The sequence below is a fragment of the Pseudomonas corrugata genome (genome assembly GCF_001269905.1).
GTDB lineage: Bacteria > Pseudomonadota > Gammaproteobacteria > Pseudomonadales > Pseudomonadaceae > Aquipseudomonas > Aquipseudomonas corrugata.
Genome location: NZ_LHVK01000005.1, coordinates 287,215 through 304,403 on the forward strand (window position 1 = coordinate 287,215; position 17,189 = coordinate 304,403).

Consider the following 17,189-nt stretch of genomic DNA (forward strand, 5'->3'; position numbering starts at 1 on the left):
AAAACTCGGATTCAGGGTTCATTGATCAATTGTCGACAGAGGGCCTTGGCCCGCTGCGAATCTTGCTGCTCGACGGCTTCGAGAATTTCGGTATGCAGGTCGAACACGTGTTGATGGCGCGGGGCGATGTTGAGGCTCTGGCGCAGTTGCGCAGCGATCACGCTGGAAAAGTAGCGATACAACTCACTGAGCGCCGGGTTGTGCGCGGCGTCTACCAGGCGGCGATGGAACACAAGGTCGCAGGCGATGTACTGCTCCAGGTCGCCGTGATAATGCGCGCCGCTGGCGCTTAGCGCCTGGTGCAAGGCCTGCAGGTCTTCGTCGGTACGCCGCATCGCCGCCAGGCCGATGGCCTCGACTTCCAGGATGTGCCGGGTTTCCCGAGCCTGTTCCAGCGAACAGCGGGACAACACCTTGAGGGTATCCAGTGGATCGACCAGCGCCCGTACATAGCTGCCGTCGCCCTGGCGGACCTCGATCAATCCGGAAAATGCCAGTACGCGCATGGCCTCACGCACGGTATTGCGGCTGATCCCCAGCTCGGCCACCAGTTCCGGCTCGGTGGGCAGTCGCTGCCCCACCGGCCACTGGCCGTCGCTGATACGCCGACGCATCTGCTCAAGCGCCTGATCGACCAATGATCGACGGATTATTGGAGAAGTTTCTGTCATTAGAAGCGCCCTTTCATCCAATCATAGGATGAATTTTCTGACATGTTAGTCAGCTTCTTGTAGGACGGCAACCGCCTACGGTCAGTGGAGGGAAATGAAGAAAAATTTTTCGACTAGTCAAATTACCCTTTTAGGGTAATTATGGAAGCAGAGGTCCAAGGTTTCTTATGGAGAAGAACACACCTCATTACGCGCTGGCGGTGATACAGGCGGATGTCAGGCGGCTCGGGGGAATGCGTTCACCAGCACGGCAAAAAGCAACGCATGGGCGCTCGGCCTGACGCTTTCAGATATGCAGGAGGTCATTTCCGGACTCCAGCGAAAGCAATTCCATAAATCGATGACCACCTATAACGATCATCGGCTCTGGCACGACGTCTATCACGCCAATACACATGGTCTGGAGATTTACATCAAGGTGACCTACCGCCCGAGCGGAGGTGAACCGGTAATCTCCTTCAAGGAGAAGAACGCATGAAAACCCAGCAATGCTTCAGCTGTGGCGCCCCGGAGGGGATGTTGCACTTCGAAGGACGTGGCGAAACCCTGAGCGTCAAGGGCCTGGAACGCCGAGTCGATGATCTGTCAGGTTGGGAATGCCGGATATGCGGGGAGGTCGAGCTTGATGCCCATTGCTCGGAAGGCCATGCAAAGGCGGGTGATGAGTTGGTCAACGCCGCCAGGCAGATGATCGGCGAGGAAATGAAACGCATCCGCCGCAAACTGCACCTCACGCAAAAAGAAGTCGTATCGCTTTTGTCAGGCGGAGGGCATAACGCGATTTCCCGCTACGAGCGCGGCGAGATATTGCCGCCAAAACCATTGATACTGCTGATGCGCTTGCTTGACCTCTACCCCCATCTGCTCGCAGATGCACGGAGCCTGGCGGAAGGAGCGGACTTGAGGCAATTCAAGACCCGTGTACACAAAGAGCTCGAAACCCTCACGGCGTCCTGAATACCAGGCACTAAAAAATAAACCCGGAACACAGTCCGGGTTTATTTCATTACCTGGCGTCGATCAATGCAGGATCTGGCTCAGGAACAGTTTGGTGCGGTCGTTCTGCGGGTTGTCGAAGAAGTCGTTCGGTGCCGCCTGCTCGACGATTTCACCCTTGTCCATGAAGATCACGCGGTTGGCCACGGTGCGGGCGAAGCCCATCTCGTGGGTTACGCACAACATGGTCATGCCGTCTTCGGCCAGGCCGATCATGGTGTCGAGTACTTCCTTCACCATTTCCGGGTCGAGAGCCGAGGTCGGCTCGTCGAACAGCATGATCTTCGGCTTCATGCACAGGGCACGAGCAATGGCCACACGCTGCTGCTGACCGCCGGAGAGCTGGCCCGGGTACTTGTGCGCCTGCTCTGGAATGCGCACGCGCTCCAGATAGTGCATAGCGATTTCCTCGGCCTTGCGCTTGGGCATCTTGCGCACCCACATCGGCGCCAGGGTGCAGTTCTGCAGGATGGTCAGGTGCGGGAACAGGTTGAAGTGCTGGAACACCATGCCGACTTCACGGCGGATCGCTTCGATCTGCTTGAGGTCGTTGGTCAGCTCCACGCCATCGACCACGATGCGGCCTTGCTGGTGCTCCTCCAAACGGTTCAGGCAACGGATGGTGGTGGACTTGCCGGAGCCCGACGGGCCGCACAGCACGATACGCTCGCCCTGCTTGACGTTCAGGTTGATGTCTTTCAACACGTGGAACTGGCCGTACCACTTGTTGACGCCCTGCATCTGAATAATGCCTTCAGGGCTCACAGGCTGTTTTATTGCTTCGCTCATTACAGAACTCCTAACGCTTGTGGCCAGTGTCGAGCTTGCGTTCCAGATGCATGGAATAGCGCGACATACCAAAACAGAAAATCCAGAACACCAGGGCGGCGAACACGTAGCCTTCGGTGGCCATGCCCAGCCATTTCGGGTCGGCGGCAGCTTGTTTCACGCTGTTGAGCAGGTCGAACAGGCCGATGATGATCACCAGGCTCGTGTCCTTGAACAACGCAATGAAGGTGTTGACGATACCCGGGATCACCAGCTTCAGGGCTTGCGGCAGAATCACCAGGCCCATGCTGCGCCAGTAACCCAGGCCCATCGCCGCAGCCGCTTCGTATTGCCCCTTTGGAATGGCTTGCAAACCGCCGCGTACCACTTCGGCAACATAGGCCGACTGGAACAGGATCACCCCGATGAGCGCTCGCAGCAGCTTGTCGAAGTTCATACCTTCAGGCAGGAACAGCGGCAGCATCACCGACGACATGAACAGCACCGTGATCAACGGCACGCCACGCCAGAACTCGATGAAAGTCACGCAGACCACGCGGATCGCCGGCATGTCCGACCGCCGGCCCAAGGCCAGGACGATGCCCAACGGCAGCGCGCCGGCAATGCCGACGGTGGCGATCACCAGGGTCAGCATCAGGCCGCCCCATTGGCTGGTCGCCACGTTTTTCAAGCCGAAGACGCCGCCGTGCAGCAGGATGTAGGCAATGATCGGGTACAGAACGAGAAAGCCGAGACCGTAGATCGCCTTGCGCGGGAAGCGCGAGATGAACAGCGGCGCCGCGCCGAGCACTGCCAGCCACACGGTCAGGTCTACGCGCCAGCGCAGGTCCGTCGGGTAGTAGCCGTACATGAACTGACCGAAACGCTGCTGGATGAACACCCAGCAGGCGCCGTCCTTGGTGCAGTCGGCGCGGGTAGTACCTACCCAGTTCGCATCCAGGATCGCCCAATGCAGCAGCGGTGGGATAATCAGGTAGATCAAGTAGAACGCAAACAGGGTCAGCAGCGTGTTGATCCAGCTGGAGAACATGTTGGCGCGCATCCACGCCACCACACCGATGCTACTGCTCGGAGGGGGCATGTCGGGTTTGAAAGTATGGGATGTCATGCGCGTTTCCTCACCGCTCGATCAGCGCAATGCGCTTGTTGTACCAGTTCATCAGCAGGGAAATGCTGATACTGATTGCCAGGTACACACTCATGGTGATCGCGATCACCTCGATGGCCTGGCCGGTCTGGTTCAACACCGTGCCGGCGAACAGCGACACCATTTCCGGGTAACCGATACCGGCCGCCAGGGAGGAGTTTTTCGCCAGGTTCAGGTATTGGCTGGTCAACGGCGGAATGATCACGCGCAAGGCCTGCGGGATGATTACCTTGCGCAGGGTCGGACCGTTGCGCAGCCCCAGGGAACGGGCTGCCTCGGTCTGGCCGTGGCTGACCGACTTGATGCCCGAGCGCACGATCTCGGCGATGAACGCCGCCGTGTACACGGTCAAGGCCAGGGTCAACGCCAGAAACTCCGGGATCAATACCCAGCCACCGACAAAGTTGAAACCGGCCAGTTGTGGCATTTCCCAATGCACCGGCGAATCAAACAGCAAGACGCACAATGCCGGGATCCCCAGGAACAGCGCCAGGCCCACCCAGAACTTGTGGAACGGCTCGCCAGTGGCTTCGAAACGCTTGTTCGCCCAGCGGGTCATCAGCACGATAGCAACGATTGCCAGCACCACACTGACCACGAACGGCCAGAACCCGTCGGCAATCTGCGCGGCCGGCATGTTCAGGCCCCGGCTACTGACATAGAAAGTGTCGCTGAAGTTATAGGCGGCCCGCGGCCCTGGCATGGTCAGGAAGACGGCGAAGTACCAGAACAGGATCTGCAGCAGCGGCGGGATGTTACGGAAAACCTCCACGTAAACGGTCGCCAGCTTGGAGATGATCCAGTTCTGCGACAAGCGCGCGACACCGATGATGAAGCCGAGGATAGTCGCCAGGATCACCCCGATGAAGGTCACCAGCAACGTGTTTAGCAAACCGATGACAAAGACGCGGGCATAGCTGTCCGCTTCAGTGTAATCGATCAGATGTTGAGCGATGCCGAACCCGGCACTGCGTTCCAGGAAGTCGAAACCGGACGTGATGCCCCGATGCTGGAGATTGGTCTGTGTATTGTCGAACAGGAACCAGCCCAGCGCGATAACCGTCACGACAGTGACGATCTGAAATACCCACGCACGCACTTTTGGATCGCTGAGGCCGAGCCTCTGCTTTGGTGCGCCGATTGAATTTTGCATGAAGTGCCCCGCAAAGAATGGAACAGAACATCACCCGGTGGTTGGCCCACCGGGTGACAGAACCATCAGCGCACTGGTGGTGCGTATTGGATGCCGCCAGCGTTCCACAGCGCATTCAGGCCGCGGTCGATTTCCAGCGGGGTGCCTTTGCCGAGGTTGCGCTCGAACATTTCACCGTAGTTGCCGACTTGCTTGACGATCTGCACAACCCAGTTCTTCGGCAGTTTCAGGTCCTTGCCGTATTCACCGTCAGCGCCGAGCATACGAGCGACGTCCGGGTTCTTGGTGGACTTGGCTTCGGCCTCGACGTTCTTCGAGGTCACGCCAGCTTCTTCAGCGTTGAGCATTGCGTAGCCAGTCCAGCGCACAATCGCCAGCCACTCATCGTCGCCATTGCGAACGACCGGGCCCAGTGGTTCCTTGGAAATGGTTTCCGGCAGAACCACGTAGTCTTTCGGCGAAGCCAGCTTGCTGCGCTGGGCGAACAGCTGGGATTTGTCGGAGGTCAGTACGTCGCAACGACCGGATTCCAGCGACTTGGCGCTCTCATCGGAGGTATCGAACGTGATCGGGGTGTACTTCAGGCCATTGGCACGGAAGTAGTCAGACACGTTCAGTTCGGTAGTGGTACCGGCCTGGATGCAGATGGTCGCGCCGTCCAGTTCCTTGGCGCTCTTGACACCCAGCTTGTTGTTTACCAGGAAACCGATGCCGTCGTAGTAGGTGATGAAGCCCGGAAACTTCAGGCCCATGCCCGCGTCACGGGAACTGGTCATGGTGGTGTTGCGCGAGAGCACATCGATTTCGCCGGACTGCAGCGCAGTGAAGCGCTCCTTGGCGTTCAACTGGCTGAACTTGACCTTGGTCGCATCGCCGAATACCGCGGCGGCAACGGCACGGCAGAAGTCAGCGTCGATACCGACGATCTTGCCGGTCGAATCAGGCACCGAGAAACCCGGCAGACCATCACTTACGCCGCACTGTACAAAACCTTTCTTCTGCACTGCGTCCAGGGTTGCACCCGCTTGCGCGAACCCGCTGACGCCGAGCACAGCAGCTGCGGTCACGACAGCCAGGGTGGATTTCAGTAACTTCATTCAAACCTCCAGTTTTGCTCTTGTTGTGTCGGAGCTTGAGTCCTGTCGCACCCTTTTGGGGCATTGCCGACCCTTGTTGGCTTTTTTTAGGGTCAACCGACGTCTGGACCTTCGCTATGAGTCTATTAATGAGGACGGTGCACTATTGGCGGCCATACCCACTTCTCACCAATCGGCCGAACGGGCTGTAGCCCTTCACGTTCGCGAAGCCCGTAGCGGCTATTGGCGAACATCCATCACCGGATTTCTGATATCCCATGCGTCGCGTCGAGCTGATAGTGTTACCGCGCAGCGTAAGATTCATCACTCGAGTATCCTCAAAGCAAAGCCCGTACCAGACCGCCGCGCTGGGCCTTTGAGAAATACGTCAAGACATAAAGTTGTAATTTTGCGACATCTAATTAACTGAGGAACCGGGCACGCACCGTAATCACGCACTGATTGAGCGCGCCCGCACAGATTTGGAGCACAGCCATGACCGACCCCCTGATTCTTGAGCCAAATAGCACCGCAAACGCATGTGTTATATGGCTTCACGGCCTGGGCGCCGATCGTTACGACTTTCTGCCGGTAGCCGAAATGTTGCAGCAAAGCCTGCACTCCACGCGTTTCGTTCTACCCCAGGCACCGACCCAGCCAGTAACGATCAACGGCGGTTACGCCATGCCCAGTTGGTATGACATCCGTGCATTGAGCCCGGCGCGCGCCATTGACGAGCAGCAACTTGAGGTGTCGGCAAAACGGGTCATGGACTTGATCGAAAGCCAGCGAGCCAGCGGAATAGACGCTTCGCGGATTTTCCTGGCCGGCTTTTCCCAAGGCGGTGCGGTGGTCTATCACACGGCTTTCGTGAAGTGGCAGGGGCCGTTGGGTGGTGTGATCGCGCTGTCGACCTATGCGCCGACGTTCGGTGACGAACTGCAATTATCCGCCAGCCAGCAGCGCATTCCGGTCCTGGCGCTGCACGGGCAATACGACGAAGTGGTACTCAATCCCATGGGCCGGACTGCAAAAGAGTATTTAAAGCAGCATGGTGTCACCGTGACATGGCAGGAATACCCAATGGGCCACGAAGTGTTACCCGAGGAGATTCGCGACATCGGCACCTGGCTGGCAGAACGGTTGCGCTGAATCGCCACGTCAGGCCTTTGACGAACACACTACGCCGCGCCCGTTTCTTGCATTACACTGGCCGGCGTACATTCCTTAACCAATCGATGAGATGACCGTGCTCAAAGCACTCAAGAAGATGTTCGGTAAGAGCGAGGCCGAGCAGCTCGCGCCTGGCCCCAGCGCCCCTGCCCAAGGCCCGAGCCGTACCGAAGCGCCACAACAATCGCGCCACCCCGCACCTGTTGCGCAGACGAAAAAAGAGCCGGTGACCTCGCCTGCCTCCGCTCCTGCGCCGGACAAGCCGCGCAATGAAGCCCCCAAGCCGCGCCGCGAACGTGCACAGAAACCTCCGGTCGTCGCCTGGAAGCTCGAGGACTTCGTCGTAGAGCCCCAGGAAGGCAAGACCCGCTTCCACGATTTCAAGCTGGCCCCGGAACTGATGCACGCCATCCAGGACCTGGGGTTCCCGTATTGCACGCCGATCCAGGCTCAGGTTCTGGGTTACACCCTCGCCGGCAAGGACGCTATCGGTCGCGCCCAGACCGGTACCGGCAAGACCGCCGCGTTTCTGATCTCCATCATCACCCAGCTGCTGCAGACCCCACCGCCCAAAGAGCGCTACATGGGCGAGCCGAGGGCACTGATCATCGCGCCTACCCGCGAGCTGGTTGTGCAGATCGCCAAGGACGCCGCCGACCTGACCAAATACACCGGCCTTAATGTCATGACGTTCGTCGGCGGCATGGACTTCGACAAGCAGCTCAAACACCTCGAAGCCCGCCATTGCGACATCCTGGTGGCTACACCCGGCCGCCTGCTGGACTTCAACCAGCGCGGCGACGTGCACCTGGATATGGTTGAGGTCATGGTGCTGGACGAGGCCGACCGCATGCTCGACATGGGTTTCATCCCGCAAGTGCGCCAGATCATTCGCCAGACTCCGCCGAAAAGCGAACGCCAGACCCTGCTGTTCTCCGCCACCTTCACCGAGGACGTAATGAACCTGGCCCGACAATGGACCACCGATCCGGCCGTCGTCGAGATCGAAGCCGAGAACGTCGCCAGTGAAAACGTCGAACAACATATCTACGCCGTAGCCGGTGCCGACAAGTACAAGCTGCTCTACAACCTGGTCAATGACAACGGCTGGGAACGGGTGATGGTGTTCGCCAACCGCAAGGACGAAGTACGGCGCATCGAAGAACGCCTGGTGCGCGACGGCGTCAATGCGGCCCAGTTGTCAGGCGATGTGCCCCAGCACAAGCGCATCAAGACGCTCGAAGGCTTTCGCGAAGGCAAGATTCGCGTGCTGGTGGCAACCGATGTGGCCGGTCGCGGTATTCACATTGACGGCATCAGCCATGTGATCAACTTCACCCTGCCCGAAGTGCCGGACGACTACGTGCACCGCATCGGCCGTACCGGCCGTGCAGGTGCCGAGGGCGTGTCCATCAGCTTCGCCGGCGAAGACGACTCTTATCAGTTGCCGTCCATCGAGGCGCTGCTGGGCCGCAAGATCAGCTGCGAAATGCCGCCAACCCACCTGCTGCGGCCAGTTGAGCGTAAACGTCACTGACAGTCGCCGCCCCCCCGAAAGCGCAGCCCTCGATGGCTGCGTTTTTTTTTGCCCGGGATATTGCTCGAATAAACTAAAAGTCCATAATAGACAAATTAGTTTAAATGACACCGTCCGGAGTCCCGATGTCCAGTACGCCTCATGTGATGACCCAAGCCCAGGCTCGCGCACTGCTTGGGCAAATCGATGTGCCGCAAATCCTGCGCAAACTGTTTCGCGACCTGGCGACCGGACAGGCGGTGCAGCCGGCCCAGCAATGGGTAGAATTTCCCCAGGGCGCCGGGGACTTCATCAATTATCTGGGCGTGCTGGCTGAGGATCAGGTCTATGGCATCAAGACCTCACCCTACATCGTGCGCGAGCAGGGTCCGCTGGTCACCGCCTGGACCTTGCTGATGTCGATGCGCACCGGTCAGCCGCTGTTGTTGTGCGATGCCGCCGAACTGACGACTGCTCGCACCGCAGCCACCACGGCCGTCGCCGTCGATGCCCTCGCCCACCCCCAGTCCCGGCGCCTCGCCGTTATCGGCAGCGGTGCGGTAGCGCGGGCGCATGTGCATTACGCCAAGGGTTTGCGGGACTGGAATAACATCAGCCTCTACTCGCCGGGCCTACAGAGCAAGACGGCACAGGATCGTGCACTGATCACCGGCCTGGATTCGCGCCTGGAGATTACCGACAGCCTTGCGGCGGCGGTGCATGACGCCGACGTGGTGATGCTCTGTACCTCGTCCGCCAAAACAGTGCTCGAACCGAAGATGCTGGACAAACCGGCGCTGATCACCTCAATCAGCACCAACGCGCCACGCGCCCATGAAGTGCCACCCAACAGCCTCAATGATATGGACGTGTACTGCGACTATCGTCAGACCACCCCAGGTTCGGCAGGCGAGATGCTGATCGCTGCCGAACAGCATGGCTGGGAGCCGTCGAGCATCATCGGTGACTTGCCTGGATTGCTCAGCGGACAGGTTGCGCGACCGACTCTTGAGCGCCACGTTTTCTTCCGCTCCATCGGCCTGGGGCTGGAAGATGTGGCGTTGGCGAATGCGCTTTACCAACTCCGCACCTGATACACCACATTCCCCTGCGGGAGCGAGCCTGTGGGAGCCGAGCTTGCTCGCGATGAACGAAAACACGGTCAATGGATCGAGGCGTCTTCATCGCGAGCAAGCTCGGCTCCCACACAGGCACGCTCCCACAGGGATCTGCGTATACCTCGGGATCGCGCTTCACAGGAGAGTTTCATGACCTCAGCAGATTTCATCATCATCGGCGGCGGCATTGCCGGTGCCTCCACCGGCTACTGGCTGGCCCCCCACGGCCGAGTCATTGTGCTCGAACGCGAATCCCATCCGGCCTATCACTCCACCGGCCGTTCGGCGGCGCTGTACACCGCCGCCTATGGCACCCCGCAGGTACGGGCATTGACCCAGGCCAGCCGCGATTTCTTCGACACACCGCCGGCCGGCTTCTGCGAACATCCCCTGCTCACGCCCCGAGGCGAAATGACTGTGGACTTCACCGGTGATCCGGCCGAGTTGAACAATCAATACCTCAGCGCCAAGGCCACCGTACCGCAGATGCAGTTGCTCAGCGCCGAAGAAGCCTGCGTGCGGGTGCCGATCCTTCGCCGGGAAAAAGTCCACGGGGCCATCTATGACCCCACGGCCGCCGACATCGACACGGATGCGCTGCACCAGGGCTACCTGCGCGGTATCCGCCGCAACGACGGTGAAGTGCATACCGACAGCGAGGTCCTGGACCTGATTCGCGACAACCATGGGCAGTGGCAGGTGCGAACGGCCAACCGGACCTTCACCGCGCCGATTCTGATCAACGCGGCCGGTGCCTGGGCCGACCAGGTTGCGCAACTGGCCGGCGCCCGGACGCTGGGCCTGCAACCCAAGCGGCGCGCGGCTTTCATCTTCGCCGGCCCCGAAGGCCTGGACACCCATGACTGGCCGATGCTGGTGAGCCTCGACGAATCTTTCTACATGAAGCCGGATGCCGGCATGCTCCTGGGTTCGCCGGCCAATGCCGATCCGGTGGAGCCACATGATGTACAACCGGAAGAACTGGATATCGCCCTGGGGATCTACCAGATCGAAGAAGCCACCACCCTGAGCATTCGCCGCCCGACCCGCACTTGGGCCGGGTTGCGCAGCTTTGTCAACGACGGTGATCTGGTGTCCGGTTTCGACCCACAGTTACCCGGATTCTTCTGGGTCGCCGCCCAGGGCGGCTATGGCATCCAGACCTCTCCGGCGATGGGCCAGGCCAGCGCAGCGCTGGTACGCGGCGAACCACTGCCCGAAGCCCTGGCTCGCTTCGGCCTGAACAGTGCAATGCTGTCGCCGGAGCGACTTGGCTGACCTTCCTGGAAGGTGACGCATCGCCACGATTGCGGCACACTCCCTGCGCCCCTGCTTCACGGGGCGCCGACGCTGCCTGGAGCCCTGTCATGACTGCCCCGCAACCCGATCCGGCAATGGACAATTTCCACACCATCGCCGACGCCATCGCCACGCTGTTCTACCCTCACGCCGAAGTGGTGCTGCACGACCTGCGCACACAGAAAGTCGACTACATCGCCAACAACCTCTCCAAGCGCGAGATCGGTGATGACTCGTCCCTGGAGGACATGCTCAGCGAGGACGTCAGCGAACGGAACATCGGTCCGTATGAAAAACTGAACTGGGACGGCCAGAAGATCCGCAGCCTCAGCAGCGTCCTGCGCGATGTCGAAGGTCGGCCGCTGGCAGTGCTGTGCATCAACCTGAATATTTCACTGTTTGAAAATGCCAAGGCCGCGCTGGACCTGTTCCTGTCGCCGGGCAAGTTGATTCCACAGCCGGACTCCCTGTTTCGCGATGACTGGCAGGAGCGCATCAACACCTTTCTGCATGCCTGGATGCGCGAGCGCCAATTGAGCCTGAACCTGCTGACCCGCGACCATAAACGCGAACTGGTGCTGGCGCTGCACGCCGAAGGCGCCTTCAAGGGCAAGAGCGCCTCCAACTACGTCGCCAATGTGCTGAACATGGGGCGGGCGACGGTGTACAAACACTTGAAGGAATTGAAGGGCTGAGGTTGCGTCGCCTGGACTGACGCCATCGCGAGCAGGCTCGCTCCCACAGGTTCGCACGGATCAAAATGTGGGAGCGAGCCTGCTCGCGATGGCAATCATTCAGTCACCATAGATATCCGACTTGAAATACTTGGCCTGAATCTTCTGATATTCACCGTTGGCCCGAATGCCGTCGATGGCCTTGTTCAAATCCGCCACCAACTGGGTATTGCCTTTGCGCACCGCAATACCAGCTCCTTCCCCAACGTATTTCGGGTCCTTGAGTTCAGGACCGACAAACCCGTAGCCCTTGCCTCGGGGCATCGACAGGAAATCCTCCAGCGGGATGGTGTCGGCAAAAATCGCGTCCAGGCGGCCGGATGCCAGGTCCATGTAGATTTCTTCGTTGTTGCTGTAGCGCTTGACGATCACGCCTTTGGGTTCGAGGACTTCGGTGGCGTAGCGGTCGGTGGTGGTCGCACGCTGCACACCCACGGTCTTGCCCTTCAGGCTGGCGTACTGGTCATCCACCACGGCCCCCTCCTTCATGACCAGCCGCGAAGAAGTGAAGTAGTACTTGTGGGTGAAATCCACCGACTTCTTGCGTTCCTCGGTTATGGTCATGGACGACAGCGCCATGTCGATCTTCTTCACCTTCAACGACGGAATCAGTCCGTCGAACTCACCTTCGACCCATTCGCACTTGACCTTCATCTGCATGCACAACGCATTGCCGATGTCGTAGTCGAAACCCTCGATCTTCCCTTCCGAGGTCTTGGAAGCAAATGGCGGATAGGCCGCTTCGATGCCGATGCGCAGGGTCTTCTCTGTGGCGAACAGGCTGCCGGAGGCCAGCAGGCTCAGGGCCAGGCCAGTGACAAGGGGGAATTTCTTCATGATTGTTCTCTCGCGGGTTGTTGTTGGTTTGGCAGAGAAAAAACAGGCGTGACTAATTATGTACTTATAAATCCATACTGGACTTTAATGTACACATCGTCAATTGAAGAAATGATGGAAAGCTGATGGCCCCATCGCGAGCAGGCTCGCTCCCACAAAGGAGCGGCTGCACAGATCCGATGTGGAAGCGAGCCTGCTCGCGATGGCGGACTATCAGCTAACGAAGAAAGGTCTACTGTTTCCAGCGATCCGCCGCCGCATGATCACTGTCCCGCCCCTCGACCCAGCGCGGGCCATCCGCGGTGCTCTCCTTTTTCCAGAACGGAGCACGGGTCTTGAGGTAGTCCATGACAAAGGCGCAGGCGTCGAATGCCGCCTGGCGATGGGCGCTGGCGGCCGCGACGAAAACGATGGGCTCGCCCGGTTCCAGGGCACCGATGCGGTGCAGCACTTCCAGCTTCAGCAGTGGCCAGCGCTGCTGCGCCTCGACGGCAATCTTGCCCAGGGCTTTCTCGGTCATGCCCGGGTAGTGCTCCAGGAACATCCCGGACACATCCAGGCCGTCATTGAAGTCCCGCACGTAGCCGACAAAACTCACCACCGCGCCCACGCCGACATTGGCCGCGTGCATTGCGTTGACTTCGGCGCCCGGATCGAACGGGTCGGCCTGTACACGAATCGCCATGAGTCAGCCTCCGGTCACCGTGGGGAAGAACGCGACTTCGTCACCATCCACCAGCGGTTCATCAAGCTGGCACAACTCTTCGTTGCGGGCGCACATCAGGTTCTGCTCGCTCAACACGTCGAAGCCCTGGCGATCCGCCAACAGCGCGCGAACGTCGTCGACCTTAGTGAATTTACCATCGACGCTCAAAGCGTCCATGCCCACGGCCTCGCGGTAACGGGCAAAGAACTTCACATGGATTTTCATGACGCGTCCGCCTGGAAATGACCACTCTTGCCGCCGAGCTTTTCCAGCACCCGCACCCCTTCAATGGTCATGCCCCGGTCCACGGCCTTGCACATGTCATAGATGGTCAGCGCGGCGACACTGGCGGCGGTCAGGGCTTCCATCTCCACCCCTGTCTGTCCCGAGAGCTTGCAACGGGCAACGATGCGCACCCGATCCTCCCCTTCGGCATTGAGCTCGACCTTGACGCCGGTGAGCATCAGCGGATGACAGAGCGGAATCAGATCGCTGGTTTTTTTCGCCGCCTGGATGCCGGCAATGCGTGCGACGGCGAACACATCGCCCTTGGGGTGACCGCCGCTGACGATCATCTGCAGCGTAGCAGGCAACATACGCACAAAAGCTTCGGCGGTGGCCTCACGGAACGTCACGGCCTTGTCGGTCACGTCGACCATGTTGGCGCGACCTTGGGAATCGAGATGGGTCAGCACGAGGTTACTCCTGATCAGGAGCGTCGATTGTAAACCCGTGAGTCAAATTCCGGCACGCCTGATTGTCGCACCTGCTCTTTCCTATGAGAGCCGGCTCGCTGAACTCGCTGAAGTAGAGCTTGCTGTGGGAGCAAGGCTTGCCCGCGATGAAGTTGATGCGGTCTGTCAGAAATCGCGGTGTCTTTATCGCGAGCAAGCCTTGCTCCCACAGCAGGCTCGCTCACAGGGTTATTTGTCGTGTTCAGGAACCGGGCGACCACAAGGTGGCCCGGCTTCATCAAGGGTTACAGATGGGATTCGGCGTATTCGGCCAGGATCGAGCGCGGTACGCCCTGCAGCGTGATGTGGACCCCGTTGGGGAAGTCCTTGAAGCGTTCGGTCAGGTAGGTCAGCCCGGAACTGGTCGCGGACAGGTAAGGGGTATCGATCTGCGCCAGGTTACCCAGGCACACCACTTTGGAACCGGCGCCGGCACGGGTGATGATGGTTTTCATCTGGTGCGGGGTGAGGTTCTGGCATTCGTCGATCAGGATCAGGCTCTGCTGGAAGCTGCGGCCCCGGATGTAGTTGAGGGATTTGAACTGCAACGGCACCTTGCTGAGGATGTAGTCGACGCTGCCATGGGTGCTCTCGTCATCCATATGCAAGGCTTCGAGGTTGTCGGTAATGGCCCCCAGCCAGGGCTCCATCTTTTCCGCTTCGGTGCCGGGCAGGAAGCCGATTTCCTGGTCCAGGCCCTGCACGCTGCGTGTGGCGATAATGCGCCGGTAACGCTTGCTGACCATGGTCTGCTCGATGGCGGCAGCCAAGGCCAGGATGGTCTTGCCGGAACCGGCCGCGCCGGACAGGTTGACCAGGTGGATATCCGGGTCGAGCAAGGCGAACAGGGCCAGGCTCTGGTAGATGTCACGGGGCTTCAGGCCCCAGGCTTCCTGATGCAGCAAGGGCTCCTGATGCAAATCGAGAATCAGCAGCTTGTCCTCTTCGATCTCCTTGATCCAGCCGACAAACCCTTGTTCGTCGATGATGAACTCATTGATGTGCACCGCCGGCAGGTTGTCGATCAGTTGCACCTGGTGCCAGGTGCGACCATGGTCCTGGCGGGTATCGACCTTGCTCACACGGTCCCAGAAGGAGCCGGTCATGGTGTGGTAGCCGTTGGGCAACAGCGACACGTCGTCGACCAATTGGTCGGTGCTGTAATCCTCCGCTGCAATCCCGCAGGCTCGGGCCTTGAGACGCATGTTGATGTCTTTGGTCACCAGCACCACAGCACGATCCTGGTTGCGCGCGTGCAGGTCGATCAACTGGTTGATGATGATGTTGTCGTTCAGGTGTTCGGGCAGTACAAGGTTGGGTTCGGTGCGCTTGCTCATCAGGATCGAGAGCAGGCCCTTGGGGCCGCCTTTGCCACGCTGGATCGGCACACCCAGCTCGACATCTTCTGGAGACGCATCCCCCAGGGTCTTGTCGATCAGGCGGATCGCCTGCCGGCATTCGGCCGCGACGCTGTGATGGCCGCTCTTGAGCTTATCCAGCTCCTCGAGCACGGTCATCGGAATGGCAACGTGGTGTTCTTCGAAATTCAGCAGTGCGTTTGGATCGTGGATCAATACGTTGGTATCGAGTACATAGAGGATTGGCTGGTTGGAGGAAGGGCTACGTCCGTGGTCATCCATACTCGGTCACCTTTGTGGGGGCCATTCGACGCAATACCATGACAGTGCTGCGCCTCGAGGTAGCCACCGAATTCACCCGCGAGGATTCAGGTGAACTGCACACAAACTGGGTCTTGGAAGACGCCACCTGTGTTGCAGGTTTCGGCGGTCTGACTTCTTGATACTCCAAAACCCATGACAGGAAAAAGCACTTTGACGCTTTTTTGAAGTTTATTTTTCAGAGTGACGAAAAGCCCTTGGCGTACCGCCGCTACGCCGTTAAAGTCGGAAGTCGGGTCGTCATGAATGCGCACCGCTTTTTTTCCTTTTCCCCAGTATTTCCGGGCCTTTGCGGTTTCAGCGAAAGGCCTCCTGACAATCCTCCCAACCGATTCCACTTTGCGCCGTCTGCGTGACGAGCCAGGGCATTGCTGTCTTCACCGCGTCCTGCTTGGCGTTGAAGTTGATCACTCCGTGGCGCCACAGCAGCATCAAGGTCAGCGCGCGCTGGGCACTCTGCTCGGGCTTGAGCCGATTGCTGCCATCCTGGGGATCGATATCCCACAATGCCACTTGCAGGCCCTGTTGCCTGAAAAATGCTTCAGCATCGCCACGTCGCTGGCCCTGGGGGGGACGGAACAGCGGCACATAATTCTCTGGCAGCTTGCTCTTGACCAGATCGACGCTGCGCCGTATCGAATCCTGCCAGTCCCTCCAATAGCTATGGGAGCGGAACTCCCAGCCCTGAACACCCACGCACTGTTCTGAATACAACGACTGGAGGTCGTTGGCGGACTCCTCCACCAGCCGCGCCTGGATGTCCTTGCCCAGCACGAAAAAGGTGCCGTTCATGTTCGACTTGCGCAAGTAATCCGTCAGCCACCCGGTGTTGTCTGGCACAACGTTGGCACCACTGTCGAAGGTCAGCAGGAACAGCCGGTCAGGCATGTCCTCGCCGTTGCGCTCGTAATCACCGAAACGTTCGATTTCGCTGGTGGTTTGCGGAAAAAGCGCGGCTTTTCGCAGCAACTCATCCCGGTACTGGGTATGAAAAATCTCGCTCGGCCCGGCCCATTTGAAATAGAACGAGTCTTCATCAAGGTGGAATCGGCGCGCCTCCTCACGCAAGGTCGCCATGTTCTCCACCAGGTAGCAGAAAGAAGCGTCCTGGTCACAGCTCTGCTGGGCGAAGTTGTAGCTGGTCAGTAATCTCTGCCACAACCGGGTACGCAGGGCGGTGATCGCCGCCATGTTCACCGAGCGCAGTCCCAGGTACTGCTTGAGAGCGATTTCGTCCATGGCATCGGTATCCAACAACACCCGGGCGAACATCAGGATCTCGGCCCGCGAAGCGACGTCGAACAGGGTCGGGCTGGTGAGTTGTTCCGGCCAGGTGCTGCGGTCCAGGGTGGCGATGTCGTTGGGCGCGGCAATGGCAGTGAGGCTCAAGAGCCAGACCGATAACACAAGCACGATACGCAAAAGGGATGTCTCCATAACGAAACCCGCGCGGCATCATAGCTGATCCGAATGGAAGCAAGGCCCGGGAGCTTTGTGTGGCAAGGGAATTCAGCGACACCGGAACTCTGAACCCGGAACCCTGTAGGAGCTGGCGAAGCCT

18 protein-coding genes and 1 pseudogene are annotated in these 17,189 nt (G+C 59.4%); 7 read left to right on the forward strand and 12 right to left on the reverse strand.

The annotated features are described in order from the left end of the window. Positions 1-11: 11 nt before the first annotated feature. The gene (locus AD665_RS08050) at positions 12-671 is read right to left on the reverse strand and encodes a FadR/GntR family transcriptional regulator (RefSeq protein ID WP_053191656.1); all 660 of its coding nucleotides are present in this window, start codon (positions 669-671) and stop codon (positions 12-14) included. A 167-nt stretch (positions 672-838) separates the two neighbouring features. Here AD665_RS08050 and AD665_RS08055 point away from each other — a divergent pair. Together AD665_RS08055 and AD665_RS08060 are read left to right on the forward strand one after the other, a co-directional pair. Beyond that, positions 839-1,149 (forward strand): annotated as a pseudogene (locus tag AD665_RS08055) (type II toxin-antitoxin system MqsR family toxin). Next, complete coding sequence (locus AD665_RS08060; RefSeq protein ID WP_024777629.1) at positions 1,146-1,628, forward strand: type II TA system antitoxin MqsA family protein; 483 nt, start codon at positions 1,146-1,148, stop codon at positions 1,626-1,628. Before AD665_RS08055 ends, AD665_RS08060 begins: the two are co-directional and overlap by 4 nt. Before the next feature lie 63 nt (positions 1,629-1,691). On the opposite strand, the gene AD665_RS08065 is transcribed toward AD665_RS08060, so the two are convergent. The 4 genes from AD665_RS08065 to AD665_RS08080 all read right to left on the reverse strand — a co-directional run bounded on the left by AD665_RS08065 (position 1,692) and on the right by AD665_RS08080 (position 5,853). Beyond that, a complete protein-coding gene (locus AD665_RS08065) occupies positions 1,692-2,456 on the reverse strand; it encodes an amino acid ABC transporter ATP-binding protein (RefSeq protein WP_003178331.1) in 765 nt (254 codons plus the stop codon). A gap of 10 nt (positions 2,457-2,466) precedes the next feature. Further along, positions 2,467-3,564, reverse strand: coding sequence for an amino acid ABC transporter permease (locus tag AD665_RS08070; RefSeq protein ID WP_024777628.1), 1,098 nt, complete (start codon positions 3,562-3,564; stop codon positions 2,467-2,469). A 10-nt stretch (positions 3,565-3,574) separates the two neighbouring features. Then, a complete protein-coding gene (locus AD665_RS08075; protein ID WP_024777627.1) occupies positions 3,575-4,756 on the reverse strand; it encodes an amino acid ABC transporter permease in 1,182 nt (393 codons plus the stop codon). Between the two features lie 65 nt (positions 4,757-4,821). Further along, positions 4,822-5,853: an amino acid ABC transporter substrate-binding protein gene (locus AD665_RS08080; protein WP_024777626.1), complete on the reverse strand. Its 1,032-nt coding sequence runs from the start codon at positions 5,851-5,853 to the stop codon at positions 4,822-4,824. Positions 5,854-6,327: 474 nt separating this feature from the next. On the opposite strand from AD665_RS08080, the gene AD665_RS08085 reads away from it, so the two are divergent. From AD665_RS08085 to AD665_RS08105, 5 genes are all read left to right on the forward strand, one after another. Continuing rightward, positions 6,328-6,984: an alpha/beta hydrolase gene (locus AD665_RS08085; RefSeq protein WP_024777625.1), complete on the forward strand. Its 657-nt coding sequence runs from the start codon at positions 6,328-6,330 to the stop codon at positions 6,982-6,984. 91 nt (positions 6,985-7,075) lie between these two features. After that, positions 7,076-8,542 (forward strand): ATP-dependent RNA helicase RhlB, encoded by a 1,467-nt coding sequence (gene rhlB / locus AD665_RS08090; protein ID WP_024777624.1) that lies wholly within the window; start codon positions 7,076-7,078, stop codon positions 8,540-8,542. Positions 8,543-8,667: 125 nt separating this feature from the next. After that, positions 8,668-9,615: an ornithine cyclodeaminase family protein gene (locus AD665_RS08095; RefSeq protein ID WP_053191658.1), complete on the forward strand. Its 948-nt coding sequence runs from the start codon at positions 8,668-8,670 to the stop codon at positions 9,613-9,615. A 174-nt stretch (positions 9,616-9,789) separates the two neighbouring features. Then, positions 9,790-10,917 carry an NAD(P)/FAD-dependent oxidoreductase gene (locus AD665_RS08100; protein WP_024777622.1) on the forward strand — a complete coding sequence of 376 codons (1,128 nt, stop codon included), beginning with the start codon at positions 9,790-9,792 and terminating at the stop codon, positions 10,915-10,917. Positions 10,918-11,006: 89 nt separating this feature from the next. Then, positions 11,007-11,633 carry a helix-turn-helix transcriptional regulator gene (locus AD665_RS08105; protein ID WP_024777621.1) on the forward strand — a complete coding sequence of 209 codons (627 nt, stop codon included), beginning with the start codon at positions 11,007-11,009 and terminating at the stop codon, positions 11,631-11,633. 99 nt (positions 11,634-11,732) lie between these two features. On the opposite strand, the gene AD665_RS08110 is transcribed toward AD665_RS08105, so the two are convergent. From AD665_RS08110 to AD665_RS08140, 7 genes are all read right to left on the reverse strand, one after another. Continuing rightward, positions 11,733-12,509, reverse strand: coding sequence for an ABC transporter substrate-binding protein (locus AD665_RS08110; RefSeq protein ID WP_053191660.1), 777 nt, complete (start codon positions 12,507-12,509; stop codon positions 11,733-11,735). Positions 12,510-12,741: 232 nt separating this feature from the next. Next, positions 12,742-13,194 carry a molybdopterin synthase catalytic subunit MoaE gene (gene moaE / locus AD665_RS08115; protein ID WP_053191662.1) on the reverse strand — a complete coding sequence of 151 codons (453 nt, stop codon included), beginning with the start codon at positions 13,192-13,194 and terminating at the stop codon, positions 12,742-12,744. 3 nt (positions 13,195-13,197) lie between these two features. Further along, the gene (gene moaD, locus AD665_RS08120) at positions 13,198-13,440 is read right to left on the reverse strand and encodes a molybdopterin converting factor subunit 1 (RefSeq protein WP_024777618.1); all 243 of its coding nucleotides are present in this window, start codon (positions 13,438-13,440) and stop codon (positions 13,198-13,200) included. Further along, on the reverse strand, positions 13,437-13,910 hold the full coding sequence (moaC, locus tag AD665_RS08125) for a cyclic pyranopterin monophosphate synthase MoaC (protein ID WP_024777617.1): 474 nt from the start codon (positions 13,908-13,910) through the stop codon (positions 13,437-13,439). The genes moaD and moaC overlap by 4 nt, the downstream gene beginning before the upstream one ends. 284 nt (positions 13,911-14,194) lie before the next feature. Next, positions 14,195-15,589, reverse strand: coding sequence for a PhoH family protein (locus tag AD665_RS08135; protein WP_024777615.1), 1,395 nt, complete (start codon positions 15,587-15,589; stop codon positions 14,195-14,197). 86 nt (positions 15,590-15,675) lie between these two features. Then, complete coding sequence (locus AD665_RS27335) at positions 15,676-15,882, reverse strand: hypothetical protein (RefSeq protein ID WP_155514778.1); 207 nt, start codon at positions 15,880-15,882, stop codon at positions 15,676-15,678. 43 nt (positions 15,883-15,925) lie between these two features. Further along, positions 15,926-17,050 (reverse strand): polysaccharide deacetylase family protein, encoded by a 1,125-nt coding sequence (locus tag AD665_RS08140; protein WP_024777614.1) that lies wholly within the window; start codon positions 17,048-17,050, stop codon positions 15,926-15,928. Between the last annotated feature and the right edge of the window lie 139 nt (positions 17,051-17,189).